Source organism: Ruegeria sp. BF6, from assembly GCF_056538665.1.
This window is the reverse complement of record NZ_JBQFTN010000002.1, coordinates 182,088-199,511: the sequence shown is the minus strand read 5'-3', so window position 1 is coordinate 199,511 and position 17,424 is coordinate 182,088. Positions and strand designations below refer to the sequence as shown.

Here is a 17,424-nt window from a genome sequence, read left to right as displayed (position 1 = left end):
GCGTTTACATCATTCGCGCTGCGGCGCGGGCAATCACCATCTCTTCGTTCGTTGGGATCGTAAGGATTCGAACACGGCTGAAGTCAGTCGACAGAACCGTGCCGCCATCGGCGTTTCTGTTGGGATCCATCTCGATCCCGATCCAGCGCATTCCCTCGCAAACCCTTTGTCGGATCTGAGCCGCGTTCTCGCCTATCCCGCCTGTAAAAACCAAGGCATCCAGCCCTTCCAGCGCGGCGGACAACGCCCCAAGTTCACGGCGTATACGGAAAACGTAGTAGTCGATCGCGCGACGCGCTTCGGGCGTTTCCGCAGCCAAAAGAGTGCGCATATCGGACGACATTCCCGACAGGCCAAGCAGGCCAGACTTGCGATAGAGCATTTCGGCGATTTCATCTGCACTCATGCCCTCCTGCTGCATCATGTAAAGCACGACACCTGGGTCCAGCTGTCCGCTGCGGGTGCCCATCGGCAATCCGTCCAGCGCAGAAAAGCCCATGGTCGAGGCAAGCGCCCGTCCACCAGAGACCGCGCACATAGATGCCCCGTTTCCCAGATGGGCGATAACCACGCGGCCGTCATACAGGCTCGGGGCAATTTCCTTCAGTTTCTGCGTGATGTAATCATAGCTCAGGCCATGAAACCCGTAACGGCGCACACCCTTGTCATAATAGCTTTGCGGCAACGCGAAAGTGTCGTTGACCCACGGGTGTGTCCGGTGAAAGGCAGTGTCGAAACAGGCAACCTGAACCGTGTCGGGAAAGGCGGCGCTGGCCGCCTGAATTCCGGCAAGGCTATAGGGTTGGTGCAGCGGGGCAAAAGGAACAAACTCGGCCAGTGTTTCAACAACTTTTTCGTCGATCTGCACGGGCTCGGAATAAACGGTTCCACCATGAACGACCCGGTGACCAATAGCGCGGATGTGAATGTCCGGAAGATACTCCTGTGCCATATCCAGAAAGGCCTGAATGGCACCATCATGCCCTTTGGCGTCGGTAAGCGGCTGGTCGACTGACCGCCCTCCGGAGGATTCCGCCAGCAGTCGAGGAGCATCCCCCAAGCGTTCAATCTGGCCATGCCACCGCATTCTGGGACGGTTGCCCTCGCCCAGTTCATACAGCCCAAATTTCAACGAAGAAGATCCGGCGTTCAACGCCAGAACATGGTCAGCCATGGATTTTACCTTTGTTCGTCCGTGCATGTAGCGCAGCAACAGCGCAAGAAGCCAGCCGCGACGCGTCATCATCTGCCCGTGATGTCAAAATGATTGGCACAGCGGCACCAACAACGATCCCCGCCGCCTCAGCGTGCGAGATATAGGTCAGCTGTTTCGCCACCATATTCCCCGCCTCGATATTCGGAGCCACCAGAATATCTGCGGCTCCGGCGACCTCGGAGGTAATGCCCTTGGTGCGCGCCGCGTTCAGATCAATCGCGTTGTCCATCGCCAGAGGGCCATCGACCAGACCGCCTGTGATCTGCCCGCGCTCGGCCATTTTCGACAGCAGCGCAGCATCCACAGACGAGGGCATATGCGGGTTGATCGTCTCAACCGCCGACAAAACGCCAACCTTCGGCGTTTCGATCCCGATGGAATGCGCCAAGTGGATAGCGTTCTGTACGATATCGGCCTTGGTTTCCAGGTCGGGGGCGATGTTGACTGCCGCATCCGTCACCATAATAGGCCGTGACATGCCAGGCACATCCATTACGAACACATGTGACAGGCGCCGCCCTGTCCGCAGCCCCCTGTCCCGACGCAACACCGCGCGCAGCAGCACATCCGTATGCAAATGCCCCTTCATCAAGGTCTGCGCCTTGCCTTCGACCACAAGGTCAACCGCGCGATGAGCAGCGATTTCATGGCTGTTGGCCTCGATGATTTCGATCCCCGACAGACTGGCACCCAGTTCGGCCGCAGCAGCGGCGATCTTGTCCGGGTCACCCAACAGGATCGGCGTGATGATGCCCTTGGCCTTGCCCAGCAGCGCACCCCCCAGCGAGTTCGGCTCTTCCGGGGCAACCACTGCGGTGGGCATCGGGTCCATCGGCTCGGCCTGTGCGATCAGCGCGTCGAAGTGACGGTGGCGCTGAACGATCAGGCCGGGCACTTCCACCGAGTCGAAGGTCATGTGCTTGGCTGGCGGCGTCACCTGAACCTCGCCGCTGAGAACCAGAGCATTATCGCCGACGCGGCGCACTTCGGCGGCACACAGCAAATCACCATCCTCGCGCTTTTCAGTCACGGTGACAAAAGCGGTAACTTCGTCGCCCGCCACGACGGGAAGGTGGAAAGACAGGTTCGCCCAACGGGTCTGCGTTCCCGCACCCGGAAGGATATTGCCCAGAACTGCCGCTATCAGGCCTGCAGGCCACAGGGCCGGGGCCACTGCCTCGGGGCGGCCGTCACCATCGCCATCATATCCCGCCAGATGCAGCGGATTGTGATCGCCCGATGCCGAAGCAAAAGCGTAAAGGTCGTCGATCGTACACAGGCGCGTCACCTGCGCTTCGTCGCCTACTTCCACCTGCGCGTAAGTGCGGTTTTCTTCTATCTTCATTGCTGTTTGGCCTTGTTCACTGCAGCAGCCTTGCGCGCCCGGGATTTGGGGGCAGGCTTGGTCGTGGCATCGGATTTCTTTTCAACCTCAGCAAGATCGAGTGTCTCGTACAGCGCCTGCGCCATCCCTACAAGTTCGGGCGACGGGTCCGGGATATCGCCCAGAACACGCTTGATCAGATCCACAGCCTGTTTTCTTTCAGACGCACGCGGCAGCAGATCGGGCAACGAGTCCATCGCGCCCTGTTCGTCAAAGGTCACGATCACGGTCTGTTCGTGCAGCATCCGCTGACGTTGTTCGACAGTCAGATTCTTGAAGGGTGCTTCATTCCTGAACACATGTGCCCATCGGTGCAGAATCTCGGCCCGGAAGCTCTGATTGCTGGCACCCAGCAGGATCAGCAGGCGGATCACAGCCTCGGGCAGGCCGCCCTGTTTCATATGCGCCAGCGCAGCCTCGACCTGCGGCAACGAGCGGAGGGATTCAGGGTCTGGCAAGGTGCGGTGCGCCGCGTATTTCTTACCGAACCAGGTCGCCAGTGGCCCACCCCAGAGCGTAAAGAACGCGGCCTCATACCACGCATCGCGCAGGTCCCGGTTCAGGTCCATGACTTGTTCGATCCAGTCAGCGGTCAGTTTCTCAAGCTCAAGGAAAGGATTGTCCGGCGCGGCAGGTTCGCGCTGCTCGCGCACTGTATCGGCCAGATGCTCCACGCCCTTCATCACAGGGTTCGCAGAGGACATGGCGGCCCGCTGCACCCGTAAAGGATGCAGCTCGCGCAGGGCTTTCGCCCCCATCGGCATTGACAGCGACCGCACAGCAGGACGCCCGAAGGTTTCATAGACGTTGGCCTGTACCTCGGACATATGGGCCACGGCGGCAAAGCTGGCTTCGTCCTCCTGCCCATCGTCCAGCGCGGCCACATCTTCCAAAGTACGGTCATAGAACCGAACCTCAAACCGTTTGTCCTGACCTTCTCCTTCTATGTTCTCGATCACCATCTCATAGAGACCTGGCGCCATCGCTTCGACCGTTTCCAGAGTCGAGGCCAGCTCGGTATGCTCCTTGCGCGCCACTTTGGACGAAACAAAAATGCCCAGATGGCCGACCTCGTCATGCAGCATGTAGATGATCCGCTGCCCGCGCAGACGAATTTCCTCTTCGTCGGCATAAGTGGCGGCAATCCAGTTCAGCGCCTGCTGCGGTGGAGTGATGTTATCGCCCTGGCTGGCGAAGACAAAGATCGGGCCCTTTATCTCCTTGATGTCCACCGGAACACCTGGCTCCAACTGCGCGGTGTTCTTGACCAACCGGTTTCCGACAAACAGCTGCTCGACAATCCAGTGGATTTCTGCCTCGTTCAGGGTAAAATAGCCACCCCACCAGCGTTCAAAGTCGATGAAGCGTTTCCAGCCCGCTTCGGGGTCGCGATAGAGGTCGAAATACTTGCCGAAATAGTTCCGGCTGGGGTTCAACTGTTCGAAGTTCATCACAAGATTAGCACCGTCGAACGTGCCCGCACCCAGGTCGGACCACAGCATCGGTTGCCACGTGCCCCCCAGAACGCCGGCGTTGTAGCGCATGGGGTTCTCGCCCACCTCGCCTGACCATGGCGCAACCGGCGCACCGTTCAGGATCAACGGCCCGGTCAGGTCCGGATTGCAGGCGGCCATCAGCAAGGTCGCCCACCCGCCCTGACAGTTCCCCGTCACCACGGGCTGAGGGCTGTCCGGGTGGCGCGCCCGCACGGTGCGGACAAAACCGGCCTCGGTGTGCATGATATCGGCAAGGGTCTGGCCGGGCACCGGATCACGCCCAAAACTAACGAAATACACCGGATGGCCTTTCGACAGGGCAACGCCCACCTGACTGTCCGGCTTGAAACCCCCGATCCCACCACCATGACCCGCGCGCGGATCAATGATGATATAGGGGCGTTTCGTATCCACAACTGTCACACCCTTGGGCGGCAGGATGCGCAGCAATTGGTAATTGCAGGCGCGTTTCAGGGACTTTCCGTCGACTATGATCTCGTAGTCATAAACCAGTACCGGGGGGCAGCCTGCAGCCTCATGCTCCAGAAACACATCGCCACGTTCGCGCAGCGCGTCCATGGTCAACACCACCCGCTGCGAGGCGTCCTTCAGATAGGCCGCCCAGTCTTTTGCCACGGATTGCGAACCCACAAGGTGCTGCGACACATCGGCAAATCCCTGTATCAGGTCACGGGTGCGTTCCGAGTGAGTTTCGGCGATCTTTGTCGACTGCAACCGCACAGATTTGGCCAGCAGGTGCCACTGCACCCCCGACTGATCCAGCGCACGGGTCACAATATCAAACGTCCGGTCCTGTACCGCTGCCGCATCCTGCGCCATCTCTGAACCTAGTTTCAGCGAGGTCTTCTGGACATTCGAAAACATGAGCCTCTTCCTTTCCCAGTCCGGTTTCAGGCGTTGACACCTTTCGCCAATGGCAGGTGATAGGCGAGGCCGAGGACAACCGCTCTGGTTCCGTCCAGTCTGAACATTCAGCCCGCCCTTCCGTGCATTCTGCAATGCAGCATACTGAGTTTCGATATGGGACTCAAACTCAATGCCGCAATGCCGCATAGCAAGAAAAATTGACAATGGTGTTTTGCCCTCGGCAGGGGAGTTTAGGCGGATTCTTCGCTAGAACCGCTGCGAACCGTTGACCCATTCTTCCCCTCGCAACCGCAGCGGCAATCCGGAACAATCAGAGGTATACAAAGCGATGAAAAATAAAGCTCTCGTTTATGATCTGGATCAAAATTCATCACCTTTAGAAACGCTATTGAGGTACCGTAGAAAAAGAATCAAACGCGAACAGTCCAGCCGAATGAGCCAGATGACGAGCCGCCGGGCGTTTCTAAGCGCCAGCATGTTCCGGGAGGACAGTAATACTGTTCGACCGCCGGGTTCGGCCGCGCCGGGCTTTGTGGATCAGTGCTCCAAATGCGGAGACTGCGCCGAGGCCTGCCCCGAGAACGTGATTGCGATTGGCCAGGATGGTTTTCCGGTGTTTCAGCCCGGCGGCGATCCCTGTACGTTCTGTGGCGATTGCGCCAAGGCCTGTCCGACGGATGCCCTGCAAATCGAACGCCTGGCCGACTGGTCTTGGCGCGCAGCCATTCAGGATGCCTCGTGCTTGTCCATGAACGGCGTCAGCTGCCGCATCTGTCAGGACAATTGCGAGCAGAATGCCATCCGGTTCAGGCTGCAACTGGGCGGACGGGCGGAACCCGCACTGGATGCTGAGACCTGCAATGGATGCGGTGCCTGCGTGGCGCTCTGCCCTGTCGATGCTGTCGCGTTTGAACGTCGGCCCATAACTCAAACGGAAACGGTTCAATGAATATCTGCGGTTGCCTTGCACATGTCGCACAAGAACAGACTGACGCCGCCGCGCAAACGATGCGGGACACGCCGGGCGTCGAAGTTCATGCCCAGGCAGAAGATGGCCGTTTCGTCATCGTTGTCGAAGACACACCCGACCGCCTTGCGTCCGAGATCATCATGGATCTGCATCAGATCCCCGGAGTGATTTCACTGACGCTGACTTATCATCATTTCGAGGATCTCGCGGAAAGCGCTCCGCATCCCGAGGCCCCAAGCCAAACCACCAGCCGGAGGCTCACGCTATGACTACTTCAGAATCTCGCCGGACATTTCTCAAGGCCTCAGCGGCCGCTGCCACTGCGTCAGCCGCAGGCATCCCTCTGGCCACCGGTCAGGCCAATGCGCAAACCGGGGCCCCCGATATCCGCTGGGACAAGGCGGCCTGCCGCTTTTGCGGCACAGGTTGCTCGGTTCTGGTCGGCACAAAGGACGGCCGTGTTGTGGCCACCCAAGGCGACCCGGACGCGCCGGTCAACCGCGGCCTGAACTGCATCAAGGGCTATTTCCTGTCTAAAATCATGTACGGCAAGGACCGCCTGACGACGCCGCTGCTGCGTAAATCGAACGGCGTCTACGACAAGAACGGTGAATTCGAGCCAGTCAGCTGGGACGAAGCCTTCGACGTCATGGCCGCAAAATGGAAAGAGGCTCTGGCCAAGAAAGGCCCGACCAGCGTCGGCATGTTCGGCTCTGGCCAATGGACGGTCTGGGAAGGTTATGCCGCCGCCAAGATGATGAAGGCCGGGTTCCGGTCGAACAACATTGACCCCAACGCACGCCACTGCATGGCTTCGGCCGTTGTCGGCTTTATCCGCACCTTCGGCATCGACGAGCCGATGGGCTGCTATGACGACCTCGAGCACGCGGACACCTTCGTGCTCTGGGGCTCTAACATGGCCGAGATGCACCCGATCCTGTGGTCGCGCCTGACAGACACCCGCCTGACCAAACCGGGATGTGAGGTGCATGTACTGTCGACCTTTGAACACCGCTCGTTCGAGTTGGCCGACAACGGCATGGTCTTCAACCCGCAGACCGACCTGGCGATCCTGAACTATATCGCCAACTACATCATCCAGACCGGCGCGGTGAACGAAGAGTTCGTCAATAACCACGTCAACATCACCAAAACCGCTACCGATATCGGTTATGGCCTGCGCGACAGCCACCCGCTGCAGCAAGAGGCCGCCAACCCCAATGTCGGCAAGATGGAACCGATCAGCTTTGAAGAATATGCCGAAGCGGTCGCGCCATACACACTGGAATACACCGCAGAACTTTCGGGCGTGCCCGCCGACCGGCTGGAAAAACTGGCCAAGCAATATGCCGACCCGAACCGCAAGGTCATGAGCCTGTGGACCATGGGCTTCAACCAGCACACCCGCGGGTCGTGGGTGAACTCGCTGATGTACAACGTGCACCTGCTTGTCGGTAAGATTTCGGAACCGGGCAACTCACCCTTCTCGCTGACCGGTCAGCCCTCGGCCTGCGGCACCGCGCGTGAGGTTGGCACCTTTGCCCACCGTCTGCCCGCCGACATGGTCGTGATGAACGACAAACACCGTGAAATCTGCGAAACCGCCTGGAACGTACCCGCTGGCACCATCCCGGCCAAGCCCGGCTTCCACGCCGTGCTGCAGCACCGCAAACTGAAAGATGGCGACCTGAATGCCTATTGGGTGCAGTGCACCAACAACATGCAGGCCGCGCCCAACATCAACGAAGAAGGCTATCCCGGCTATCGCAACCCGGAAAACTTCATCGCCGTATCCGACCCCTATCCGACAGTCACAGCCGTTTCCGCCGACCTGATCCTGCCCACCGCAATGTGGGTCGAAAAGGAAGGCGCCTATGGCAACGCCGAACGCCGCACCCAGTTCTGGCGGCAGCAGGTCAAAGCACCGGGCGAGGCCAAGTCGGACCTGTGGCAGGTCATGGAATTCTCGAAACGCTTTACCGTAGAAGAAGTCTGGGGCGAAGAACTGTTGGCCACCATGCCAGAACACCGCGGCAAGACCATGTATGAGGTGCTGTTCGCCAATGGTGCGATCGACAAATACCCCCTGTCCGAGACCGCCGAAGGCTTTGACAACGACGAATCCGAGCATTTCGGCTATTACGTTCAGAAGGGCCTGTTCGAGGAATATGCCGAGTTCGGCCGCGGCCATGCGCACGATCTGGCGCCGTTCGAAACCTATCACGAAGCCCGCGGCCTGCGCTGGCCGGTCGTGGACGGGAAAGAGACGCTCTATCGCTTCCGCGAAGGCTATGACCCCTATGTGCCCGAAGGCGCAGGCGTGAAGTTCTATGGCAAGAAGGACGGCAAAGCCAATATTATCTTTGCCCCCTACGAGCCCGCCGCCGAAGAACCGGATGAGGAATTCGATCTGTGGCTGTGTACCGGTCGCGTGCTGGAACACTGGCATTCAGGCTCGATGACGCGCCGGGTACCGGAACTGCACCGCGCCTACCCGAACGCAGTCGTCTATATGCACCCGCAGGACGCCAAGGATCGGGGTCTGCGGCGCGGTCAGGAAATTGTTCTGTCGACGCGTCGCGGCGAGGTCACCAGCCGGGTCGAGACCCGCGGGCGCAACAAGGCACCGCGCGGTCTGGTCTTCATGCCGTGGTTCGACGAGCATCAGCTGACCAACAAGCTGACGCTGGACGCAACCTGCCCGCTGTCGAAAGAAACCGACTTCAAGAAATGCGCGTGTAAAGTCGAACGCGCGTAACCGGGAAGGATCGCAAAGGTAGTCCCCATGTCCCTGACCGGTACTCCTCTCTCGCCGCAACGGCGCCGATTCCTGCAGGATTCGGCACGCGCGGCAGGCGGCTGCGTGGTCGCCGGGTCGTTGCTGGCCTGGTTGGCCCGCGATGCCCGCGCGCTGCCGGCCGAGGCATTGCGCCCGCCCGGCGCGTTGGCGGAACAGGAGTTCCTGTCGGCCTGCATCCGCTGTGGGCTATGCGTGCGGGACTGCCCTTACGACACCTTGAAACTGGCCGAACTTGGGGCCGATGCCGTTGCAACTGGCACGCCCTATTTCACGGCGCGCGACGTGCCGTGTGAAATGTGCGACGACATACCTTGCGTCGCCGCCTGCCCCACCGGTGCGCTGGACCCGGGGCTGGACAATATCGATGACGCAGAAATGGGCGTGGCGGTTCTGGTCGACCAGGAGAACTGCCTGAACTTCCTCGGGCTGCGCTGCGACGTCTGTTATCGTGTTTGCCCTGTCATTGATGAGGCGATTACGTTGGAAACCGCACACAATGACCGCTCTGGTCACCATGCGATGTTCATTCCGACTGTCCATGCAGATCGTTGTACTGGTTGCGGCATGTGCGAAAAAAGCTGCGTTCTGCCCGAAGCTGCGATCAAGGTTCTGCCCACAAGACTGGCGCGCGGCAGCAGTGCGGACCACTACCGCAAAGGCTGGGAAGAAAAAGAGACCCATGGCGGCCCGCTTGTGGACGGCCTCATCGACCTGCCCGACCGCCTGCCGGGGCCGGGCACGGACAATCTGGCCACACCGGGTGGTTTCGCTCCCACCTATGATCTTCCGGGGGTAGGACAATGAGCGCCCGCACCCACCTGCCGGTCGGACAGGAGGCCAAGGCCACCAAAGGTTGGATCGGCGCGCACCGTTATTTGCTGCTACGCCGAACAAGTCAGCTGTTCTTTCTGGCCCTGTTCCTGCTGGGCCCCTGGTTCGGCATCTGGGTCGTACAGGGCACACTTGCGGGATCGCTGACCCTTGGCGTGCTGCCTCTGACCGATCCTCTGGTTCTGTTGCAGAGCATCGTGGCCGGGCATTGGCCCGAACTGACAGCGCTGATTGGTGGAGTGATCGTACTGGTCGCCTATGCGCTGATCGGCGGCCGCGTCTATTGTTCCTGGGTCTGCCCGATCAACCCGGTGACCGACGCGGCAAACTGGCTGCACCGCCGGCTGGATTTGCCGAAAGGCTGGCAACCAAAACGCAACACCCGTCTTTGGATTTTGGCGACAGTTCTGATCGTCTCGGGCCTGACCGGCGTGATCGCGTGGGAGTTGGTTAACCCGATCACCATGCTGCACCGCGGGCTGATCTTCGGCGCCGGATTTGTCTGGGCGCTGATTGCTGCGATCTTCGTATTTGACCTGGTCGTCGCGCGCCACGGCTGGTGCGGCCATATCTGCCCGGTCGGCGCCTTCTATGGCCTGATCGGCAGCAAAAGCCTGCTGCGTGTCAGCGCCGCCAATCGGACGGCCTGCGATGACTGCATGGATTGCTATGCGGTTTGCCCCGAAAACCAGATCATTTCGCCCGCATTGAAGGGCAAGCCCAGCACGACACCGCTGATCCTGTCGCCGGACTGCACCAATTGCGGTCGCTGTATCGATGTATGCGCCGTCGATGTCTTCAAATTTACTCACCGGTTCGACGACCACGTCGTCGCACCTTCCGATCCAGTTCCCGCGCCTGAGCCGCGCGAAGCCAGACCTATCTAAGGGAGTGCCAAGATGAAAAAATCAATCGTGACAGGCGGAATTACCCTGATCCCCGTTTTGCTCCTGAGCGGGTTCGCCCTTGCCCAGTCAGCCCAGGTAGAAACCCTGCGCGGGGCGGAGGTGGATGAACCCATCCCCCTGCACCAGATCCACAAGGATGTCGAAGGGCGGATGCAGCGCAACTATCGTCAACAACCGCCACTGATCCCGCATTCGGTCGAGCAGTACCAGATCGACGTGCGCACCAATCAATGCCTTTCCTGCCATGACTGGACCAAAGCCGGCGACCGCAACGCGCCGACTCTGTCGATGACCCATTATCTGGATCGCGACGGCAACGAGTTGGACCAAGTCGCAGGCACCCGGTATTTCTGCAACCAGTGCCACGTGCCTCAGGCGGATGCTCCTGCGTTGGTCGACAACGTTTTTGAACCCTCGTCCGGCAACTAATCCAACGCAAGTCTGAAAGGAGCACCAACATGGCAGACTCCCCCGAAAAACGCGGATGGATAGGCCGCATCTGGAACGCAATCTGGACACCGGCTGTCATGTTCAGCTCGGGCTTTTTGATCTTGGCAGGATTTCTGGCCGGTATCCTGTTCTGGGGCGGGTTCCACTGGACGCTGGAACTGACCAATACTGAGGAATTCTGTACCTCGTGCCACACGATGGAAACCAACCTGGGCGAGTATCGCGAGACGATCCATTACAATAACCACTCGGGCGTGCGCGCGATCTGTTCCGACTGCCACGTGCCGCATGAGTGGAACCACAAGATCAAGGCCAAGATCATGGCCGTCAAGGACGTCTACCACGAGCTGGCAGGCACTATCAGCACGCCTGAAAAATACGAAGAGCACCGGCTGAGCATGGCCTCGGCCGTCTGGAAAAAGATGAAGGCGTCAGACAGCCGCGAATGCCGCAACTGTCACAATTTCGACTACATGGACTTTACCATCCAGGAAACCCGTGCCGCGTCTGAACACCAGCGCGCAATCGACAACAACATGACCTGCATCGACTGTCACCAGGGCATCGCACACACACTGCCGCCGAACTACCTTGAGACCTATCAGCAGATCACCGAGGAACTGGCCGGCGCGCCCTCGGGCAAGCTTCAGCACCAGGTGGCGGATGGCAGCGCTGAAATCCGGTCATTCTTGACCAATCAGGCGGAATAAGAGGGGCAAGATATGCTGGAACTTCTGGGAACTATCGGGGCCAACATTATCAGCCTGCCAGGTATTCTGGGCCTTGCGCTGGGAATGATGACACGGCGTGTGTGGCTGGGCGGCCTGATGGGTGGCGCAGTCGGCGTAATGGAAACGCTTGTCTTTGCCCATTGGAACTTTGCCAATGTCGAGACGATTGAGCTTTTGATTGCGGTTGTCGTCGGTCTGTGCGCGGGTTCGCTGGGCTCAGCCATCCGCATCAAGGGCACAACAGCGTAAAATTTCGGACCTGTTCAATGTTCACCCGGCGCTTGGCGTCGGGTGAACATATTTCTGGGGGTGGATGTCACGCCCCTACATTGACCACCATTTTACCGAAATTCCCGCCGCTGAGCAGTTGGTTCAGCGCATCCGGCGCATTTTCTAGGCCATCGACCATGTGTTCTTTGTACTGGATCGATCCATCGGCGATCCAACTGGTCATGTCACGGCGGAATTCCTCATAAACTGCTCGTGTGAAGCTGTCGAAAATAATGAAGCCTTGCATTTTTACCTTCATGCGTAGCAGCGTGCCCATGATTGCCGGGCCCATGTCCGGCCCATCGGGCAATCCCGGCAGGTTGTACCAGGCGACGACACCGCAGACCGGCACCCGAGCAAAGGGGTTCAGCAGCGGCAGCACCCCATACAAGACCTTACCGCCGACATTTTCAAAATAGACGTCAATTCCGTCCGGGCAGGTCTGTTGCAACTGCTCGGCGAAATCCGGCGCCTTGTGATCGACACAGGCGTCAAACCCCAAATTCTCAACGACATGCGCGCATTTTTCCGCACCACCCGCGACACCTACAACCCGGCATCCTTTGAGCTTTGCGATTTGCCCGACAGTCGCCCCGACCGGACCCGCAGCAGCTGCAACCACCACAGTTTCTCCCGGCTTCGGCTCACCGATTTTCAACAGTCCAGCATAGGCGGTGTAGCCGGGCATCCCGAGGATACCCAAAGCCCAGGACGGGTTTTGCGGAGATTTGCCAAGGTTCATTACTTCGGTCCCGTCAGAAATCGCATAATCCTGCCATCCGCTACCGGACAGGACGTAATCCCCGGCCTCAAACCCATCCAATTTCGAAATCACGACCTGCCCCACGACCTGAGCGGTCATGACGCCGCCAATGGCAACAGGTTCTGCATATGATTTCGCATCGTTCATACGCCCACGCATATAGGGGTCCAGAGACAGGTACACAGTGCGCACCAGCATTTCATTCGGTCCGGGGCTCGGAACCTCGGTCGTGGCCATGCGCAGCGTGTTTTCGTCCGGCTGGCCGCTGGGGCGTTCGTTCAAAACGATCTGACGGTTGACGTCTGGGGATTGCGCCATTTCATGTCTCCTTTGTTTGGTCTCGCCCTGCGACCAGGGTTTGCTTAGACACTGTGCAGAAAGCTCTCGGGCTCGCAATGCAATACACCCTGTCCCTGACTCAACCTCCGCTACGGAAAGCTGTTGGCGTCTGACCGAATTCCGCCTTGAACGCCCGGGTCATGGCGCTGGCGTTCTCATACCCGCAGCGACCGGCGATTTCCGCGATGGACTGTTCCGTTTCTTCCGCCAGTTTACGTGCAAGATTCAGGCGCAGACGCCGGTACAGCGCCTGTGGCGTGGTCTTCAGTTCGGCCTGAATCCGCCCTTCAAGCCGCTTTTGCGAGCAGCCGCTTTTGCGGGCAATGTCCTTGATCGTCAAAGGTGTTTCCAAGTTTGCCTGCATCAAGGTCAGCGCCCGGTTGACCAGAGTGTCCTCGGATTTGAGCGGCAGCGTGTAATGATCCGCACCACCCCGGCTCATCAGCAGATGCGCGACCTCCATCGACAACAGCGGCCCGTGATCTCGACGAATTAGGGCCGAGGCGAGATCAAACGCCGCCATCGCCCCGGAACATGTCAGCCGGTTGCCGTCGATGACATACCGCTCCTGGACCGCGTTGACCGCGGGAAAGGTCTCTTCGAACCGGGCCAGTTCATCCCAGTGAATCGTCGCCCTGTGATCGTTCAGCAACCCCGCCCGGGCCAACAGCCAGCTGCCGGTGTCCAGGCCCGCCAGCTGCTTGTGTTTTCCCGCAGCCGACAGCACTGCGCGAATGGTGTCACGCGTTTCCAACTTGAGAAAACCATAAGATGGCATGACTACCAAGACGTCTCCGCGCTGATCACTCAATGCCCCATTCGGCGTGACGGCAAGACCGCTGGAGCTTTCAACCGGCCTTCTATCAATCGAGCAGAAGTGCCACGCATACAGCCTCTGCCGCGCCAATGTATTTGCGGCGCGTAACGGCTCGACCATGTTGGCCAAGCAGTGGTTCGAGAACCCATCGAACAGCAGAATGTTATACTGGCGGGTCAAATTTTTTCCAACTCTGCACAATTCAGGGCTAAGTCTGCATGCCGCATAAAAGCGCAATGCCGTTTCCTGCGTCAATCACCTATCTAAGGAAACGCGCCATGCAGTTTGGTCTGTCAGAAGAACAGGAAATGATCGTTTCGACTGTTCGCAGCTTCGTCGAAAACGAAATCTACCCGCACGAAGCCGAGGTTGAACGCACCGGTCACGTCCCGCATGAGTTGGGCGAACAGATCAAGCAGAAGTGTATCGACCTTGGCTTCTACGCCTGCAACTTCCCCGAAGAGGTTGGCGGCGCCGGTCTGTCGCATCTCGACTTCACGCTGGTCGAGCGTGAACTGGGCCGAGGATCGATGGCGTTAACGCACTTCTTTGGCCGTCCGCAGAACATCCTGATGGCCTGTAACGACGAGCAGCGTGAACGCTATCTGCTGCCCGCCGTACGTGGCGAGAAAATGGACGCGCTGGCGATGACCGAGCCGGATGCGGGCTCGGATGTGCGCGGCATGAAATGTCAGGCCGTGCGCGATGGCGGGGACTGGGTCGTCAATGGCTCCAAACACTTCATCTCGGGCGCGGAGCACGCGGATTTCTTCATCGTCTTCATCGCCACCGGCGTTGATGAGACCCCGAAAGGGCCAAAGAAACGGATCACCACCTTTCTGGTGGATCGTGGAACACCGGGGTTCGAAGTGCGCGAGGGCTATAACTCGGTCAGCCACAAGGGCTACAAGAACTATATCCTGTATTTCGACAATTGCCGCCTGCCCGACGCACAGGTTTTGGGTGAAGTTGATGGCGGCTTTGCCGTGATGAACGAATGGCTCTATGCCACCCGTCTGACGGTTGCGGCCTTCTCGGTCGGTCGTGCGCGCCGCTGCTTTGACTACGCTCTGCACTATGCCGCCGAGCGCAAACAGTTCGGTCAGCCCATCGGCAAATTCCAGGGCATCGGCTTTCAGATCGCCGACATGATCACCGAGATTGACGCCGCCGATTGGCTGACCCTGGCCGCCGCGTGGCGTCTGGACCAGAACCTGCCCTCGAACCGCGAGATTGCCTCGGCCAAGCTGTACGCCTCCGAGACGCTGGCGCGGGTCACCGATACCACGCTGCAGATCTATGGTGGCATGGGCCTGATGGATGACTTCCCGATCGAGCGTTTCTGGCGCGATGCCCGTGTCGAGCGCATCTGGGACGGCACCAGCGAGATTCAGCGTCACATCATCAGCCGCGATCTTCTGCGTCCCCTCGGCGCATAAGTCCACGTCCCGGCGGCGAGTGGGTTCTGGCAGGTTACGCTCTCATCCTGTCCTGACCCGCTTGCCGCCGGGGGCATTTCCAACGACTCGATCAGGATTGTCGATGAACAAAGATCTTACCCGGCTTCTGCGCCCGAAAACCATTGCCGTCGTTGGGGGCGGCGCGTGGTGCCAACAGGTTATTCTGCAATCGGAACGCATGGGTTACGCAGGTCAAATCTGGCCGGTGCACCCCAAGGCCACGGAAATCGCGGGTCATTCGGTCTATGGGCACCTCGAAGACCTGCCCGAAGCCCCCGACGCCGTGTTCATCGGCATTAACCGCCAAGCCACGATCGAGGCCGTTCATATCCTGTCTAGCATGGGCGCGGGCGGCGCGGTGTGTTTCGCCTCGGGTTTTTCCGAGGCGGTGGCCGAAGATGACACGGGCGGAGACCTGCAAGACCAACTGATCGCGGCGGCCGGTGACATGCCCATTCTGGGACCAAACTGCTATGGTTTCATCAACGCGCTGGACGGCGCGCTGCTGTGGCCGGACCAGCATGGGGCAACCCCGGTGGACAAGGGCGTTGCGATCCTGACGCAAAGCTCGAACATCTCGATCAACCTGACCATGCAGAAACGTGGCCTGCCGATTGCCTATATGGTGACCTGCGGGAACATGGCGCAGACCAGCCAGGCCGAGATCGCCTCGGCCCTGATCGACGATCCGCGTGTAACCGCCGTGGGTCTGCATATCGAAGGCTTCAAGGACATTCGCGAATGGGAAGCGCTGGCCGCCAAGGCGCATGGCAAAGGCATCCCGCTGGTGGCGCTCAAAGTCGGCGCATCCGAACAGGCGCAGGCCGCCACCGTATCGCATACTGCCTCTCTGGCCGGCAGCGATGCCGGGGCGCAGGCCTTGTTGGAACGTCTGGGTATCCCGCGCCTGTCGGCCCTGCCAGATTTCTTGGAAACGCTGAAACTGTTGCATTGCTATGGGCCGCTGCCGGGCGGCAACATCGCCTCGATCAGCTGTTCGGGGGGCGAGGCCAGCCTGATCGCGGATATGGCCGTAGGCACCGGCCTGACCTTCCCGCGTCTGACCGACGACAAGAAAGCCCGCCTGCGCGATGCGCTCGGGCCGATGGTCGCGCTGAATAACCCGCTGGATTACCACACCTATATCTGGCGTGACGAAGAGGCGATGGCCAAAGCGTGGTCCGGTATGACCGGCGACGATATCGACCTGACCTTCTCAATCGTCGACTATCCGACAACTGACGCGACCGACTGGACCTGCGCCTCGCGTGCGGCCTTAAAAGTCCGCGCCGACACCGGCGCGCGGTTCGCGATTGCCGCGACATTGCCGGAACTGCTGCCCGAAGACCTCGCGCAGGAGCTGACGGCTGGGGGCGTTGTGCCCTTCATGGGCCTGCGCGAAGCTCTGGCCGCCACCCGCGCTGCGGCTCAGGTCGCGGCACCCTCCACGCATCCGGTCTGGCTGCCGGGCACTGCTGAGGCCAACCGGACCCTGACCGAGGGCGAATCCAAACAGGCTTTGGCCGATTGCGGCCTGCGCATCCCTCAAAACCGTACGGTGCGCAGCCCAGAGGAAGCCCAAACCGCAGCACAGGAAATGGACGCGCCCTTCGCCGTCAAAGGCGTTGGTCTTGCGCATAAATCCGAGCATTCTGCTGTTCGTCTGGGCGTTCAGGCCGACGACGTGGCAAATGTTGCCGCCGATATAGGAACCAACGAGATTCTGGTCGAAGAGATGATCACCGGAACCGTTGCCGAGCTGCTGGTCGGCGTGGTCCGCGACCCGGCCCACGGTTTTGTGCTCACCCTGGGTGCAGGCGGTGTGCTGACTGAGGTTCTGCGCGATACCGCGTCGTTGTTGGTGCCCAGCATACCCGATGACATCCGCACCGCCCTTGGCAAGCTGAAAATCGCACCGCTGCTGGCAGGCTATCGCGGCCAACCGGCGGCTGATATGGATGCGATCATCACTGCCGTAGAGGCCGTTCAGGCCTATGTCATGCAAAACGCCGACACGCTTGGCGAGGTCGAGATTAACCCGCTCCTCTGCACGCCCGACAAGGCCGTTGCGGTGGATGCCCTCATCAGAAAGGCCTGAGAT

Annotated in this window: 15 protein-coding genes; 10 read left to right on the top strand and 5 right to left on the bottom strand. The window is 59.8% G+C overall.

Annotated features, from left to right (window positions below; all coding sequences use genetic code 11):
- Positions 1-4: 4 nt before the first annotated feature.
- The 3 genes from ACR0IM_RS08960 to ACR0IM_RS08950 are packed head-to-tail and all read right to left on the bottom strand — an operon-like array spanning position 5 to position 4,981.
- Positions 5-1,174: an acetate/propionate family kinase gene (locus tag ACR0IM_RS08960; protein WP_480641642.1), complete on the bottom strand. Its 1,170-nt coding sequence runs from the start codon at positions 1,172-1,174 to the stop codon at positions 5-7.
- The gene (locus tag ACR0IM_RS08955; RefSeq protein ID WP_480681576.1) at positions 1,167-2,561 is read right to left on the bottom strand and encodes a bifunctional enoyl-CoA hydratase/phosphate acetyltransferase; all 1,395 of its coding nucleotides are present in this window, start codon (positions 2,559-2,561) and stop codon (positions 1,167-1,169) included. Before ACR0IM_RS08955 ends, ACR0IM_RS08960 begins: the two co-directional genes overlap by 8 nt.
- On the bottom strand, positions 2,558-4,981 hold the full coding sequence (locus ACR0IM_RS08950; RefSeq protein ID WP_480681575.1) for a DUF3141 domain-containing protein: 2,424 nt from the start codon (positions 4,979-4,981) through the stop codon (positions 2,558-2,560). The genes ACR0IM_RS08955 and ACR0IM_RS08950 overlap by 4 nt, the downstream gene beginning before the upstream one ends.
- Positions 4,982-5,417: 436 nt before the next feature.
- Here ACR0IM_RS08950 and napF point away from each other — a divergent pair, with 436 nt between their 5' ends.
- From napF to ACR0IM_RS08910, 8 genes are read left to right on the top strand one after another with little or no spacing between them, the layout of a single operon-like run.
- Positions 5,418-5,933, top strand: a complete 516-nt coding sequence (gene napF, locus ACR0IM_RS08945) for a ferredoxin-type protein NapF (protein WP_480641645.1) — start codon at positions 5,418-5,420, stop codon at positions 5,931-5,933.
- On the top strand, positions 5,930-6,223 hold the full coding sequence (locus ACR0IM_RS08940) for a chaperone NapD (RefSeq protein WP_170326570.1): 294 nt from the start codon (positions 5,930-5,932) through the stop codon (positions 6,221-6,223). The genes napF and ACR0IM_RS08940 overlap by 4 nt, the downstream gene beginning before the upstream one ends.
- Positions 6,220-8,712 carry a nitrate reductase catalytic subunit NapA gene (gene napA / locus ACR0IM_RS08935; RefSeq protein ID WP_480681573.1) on the top strand — a complete coding sequence of 831 codons (2,493 nt, stop codon included), beginning with the start codon at positions 6,220-6,222 and terminating at the stop codon, positions 8,710-8,712. Before ACR0IM_RS08940 ends, napA begins: the two co-directional genes overlap by 4 nt.
- Before the next feature lie 27 nt (positions 8,713-8,739).
- Positions 8,740-9,558, top strand: coding sequence for a ferredoxin-type protein NapG (gene napG, locus ACR0IM_RS08930; protein WP_480681572.1), 819 nt, complete (start codon positions 8,740-8,742; stop codon positions 9,556-9,558).
- Positions 9,555-10,472 carry a quinol dehydrogenase ferredoxin subunit NapH gene (gene napH / locus ACR0IM_RS08925; RefSeq protein ID WP_480681570.1) on the top strand — a complete coding sequence of 306 codons (918 nt, stop codon included), beginning with the start codon at positions 9,555-9,557 and terminating at the stop codon, positions 10,470-10,472. The genes napG and napH overlap by 4 nt, the downstream gene beginning before the upstream one ends.
- A 12-nt stretch (positions 10,473-10,484) precedes the next feature.
- Entirely contained in the window at positions 10,485-10,922 is a 438-nt protein-coding gene (locus tag ACR0IM_RS08920; RefSeq protein WP_480591483.1) for a nitrate reductase cytochrome c-type subunit, read from the top strand.
- Between the two features lie 29 nt (positions 10,923-10,951).
- Positions 10,952-11,653: a NapC/NirT family cytochrome c gene (locus tag ACR0IM_RS08915; RefSeq protein WP_480591485.1), complete on the top strand. Its 702-nt coding sequence runs from the start codon at positions 10,952-10,954 to the stop codon at positions 11,651-11,653.
- A 12-nt stretch (positions 11,654-11,665) separates the two neighbouring features.
- On the top strand, positions 11,666-11,923 hold the full coding sequence (locus ACR0IM_RS08910; RefSeq protein ID WP_480591488.1) for a hypothetical protein: 258 nt from the start codon (positions 11,666-11,668) through the stop codon (positions 11,921-11,923).
- Positions 11,924-11,990: 67 nt separating this feature from the next.
- On the opposite strand, the gene ACR0IM_RS08905 is transcribed toward ACR0IM_RS08910, so the two are convergent.
- Positions 11,991-13,025: an NADP-dependent oxidoreductase gene (locus tag ACR0IM_RS08905; protein WP_480641649.1), complete on the bottom strand. Its 1,035-nt coding sequence runs from the start codon at positions 13,023-13,025 to the stop codon at positions 11,991-11,993.
- Between the two features lie 100 nt (positions 13,026-13,125).
- Positions 13,126-14,043 carry a GlxA family transcriptional regulator gene (locus tag ACR0IM_RS08900; RefSeq protein WP_480681569.1) on the bottom strand — a complete coding sequence of 306 codons (918 nt, stop codon included), beginning with the start codon at positions 14,041-14,043 and terminating at the stop codon, positions 13,126-13,128.
- Positions 14,044-14,141: 98 nt separating this feature from the next.
- Here ACR0IM_RS08900 and ACR0IM_RS08895 point away from each other — a divergent pair, with 98 nt between their 5' ends.
- Both ACR0IM_RS08895 and ACR0IM_RS08890 read left to right on the top strand, forming a co-directional pair.
- A complete protein-coding gene (locus tag ACR0IM_RS08895) occupies positions 14,142-15,302 on the top strand; it encodes an acyl-CoA dehydrogenase family protein (RefSeq protein WP_480681568.1) in 1,161 nt (386 codons plus the stop codon).
- A 103-nt stretch (positions 15,303-15,405) separates the two neighbouring features.
- Complete coding sequence (locus ACR0IM_RS08890; RefSeq protein ID WP_480641652.1) at positions 15,406-17,421, top strand: acetate--CoA ligase family protein; 2,016 nt, start codon at positions 15,406-15,408, stop codon at positions 17,419-17,421.
- Positions 17,422-17,424 lie beyond the last annotated feature (3 nt).

What these genes read in the sequence shown, in the direction of transcription:
- ACR0IM_RS08955 (WP_480681576.1), bottom strand. Translation starts at nt 2,561, where the DNA reads ATGAAGATAGAAGAAAACCGCACTTACGCGCAGGTGGAAGTAGGCGAC.
- napA (WP_480681573.1), top strand. Translation starts at nt 6,220, where the DNA reads ATGACTACTTCAGAATCTCGCCGGACATTTCTCAAGGCCTCAGCGGCC.
- ACR0IM_RS08905 (WP_480641649.1), bottom strand. Translation starts at nt 13,025, where the DNA reads ATGGCGCAATCCCCAGACGTCAACCGTCAGATCGTTTTGAACGAACGC.
- ACR0IM_RS08895 (WP_480681568.1), top strand. Translation starts at nt 14,142, where the DNA reads ATGCAGTTTGGTCTGTCAGAAGAACAGGAAATGATCGTTTCGACTGTT.
- napF (WP_480641645.1), top strand. Translation starts at nt 5,418, where the DNA reads ATGAGCCAGATGACGAGCCGCCGGGCGTTTCTAAGCGCCAGCATGTTC.
- ACR0IM_RS08950 (WP_480681575.1), bottom strand. Translation starts at nt 4,981, where the DNA reads ATGTTTTCGAATGTCCAGAAGACCTCGCTGAAACTAGGTTCAGAGATG.
- ACR0IM_RS08940 (WP_170326570.1), top strand. Translation starts at nt 5,930, where the DNA reads ATGAATATCTGCGGTTGCCTTGCACATGTCGCACAAGAACAGACTGAC.
- ACR0IM_RS08910 (WP_480591488.1), top strand. Translation starts at nt 11,666, where the DNA reads ATGCTGGAACTTCTGGGAACTATCGGGGCCAACATTATCAGCCTGCCA.
- napH (WP_480681570.1), top strand. Translation starts at nt 9,555, where the DNA reads ATGAGCGCCCGCACCCACCTGCCGGTCGGACAGGAGGCCAAGGCCACC.
- ACR0IM_RS08960 (WP_480641642.1), bottom strand. Translation starts at nt 1,174, where the DNA reads ATGGCTGACCATGTTCTGGCGTTGAACGCCGGATCTTCTTCGTTGAAA.
- ACR0IM_RS08915 (WP_480591485.1), top strand. Translation starts at nt 10,952, where the DNA reads ATGGCAGACTCCCCCGAAAAACGCGGATGGATAGGCCGCATCTGGAAC.
- ACR0IM_RS08920 (WP_480591483.1), top strand. Translation starts at nt 10,485, where the DNA reads ATGAAAAAATCAATCGTGACAGGCGGAATTACCCTGATCCCCGTTTTG.
- ACR0IM_RS08890 (WP_480641652.1), top strand. Translation starts at nt 15,406, where the DNA reads ATGAACAAAGATCTTACCCGGCTTCTGCGCCCGAAAACCATTGCCGTC.
- napG (WP_480681572.1), top strand. Translation starts at nt 8,740, where the DNA reads ATGTCCCTGACCGGTACTCCTCTCTCGCCGCAACGGCGCCGATTCCTG.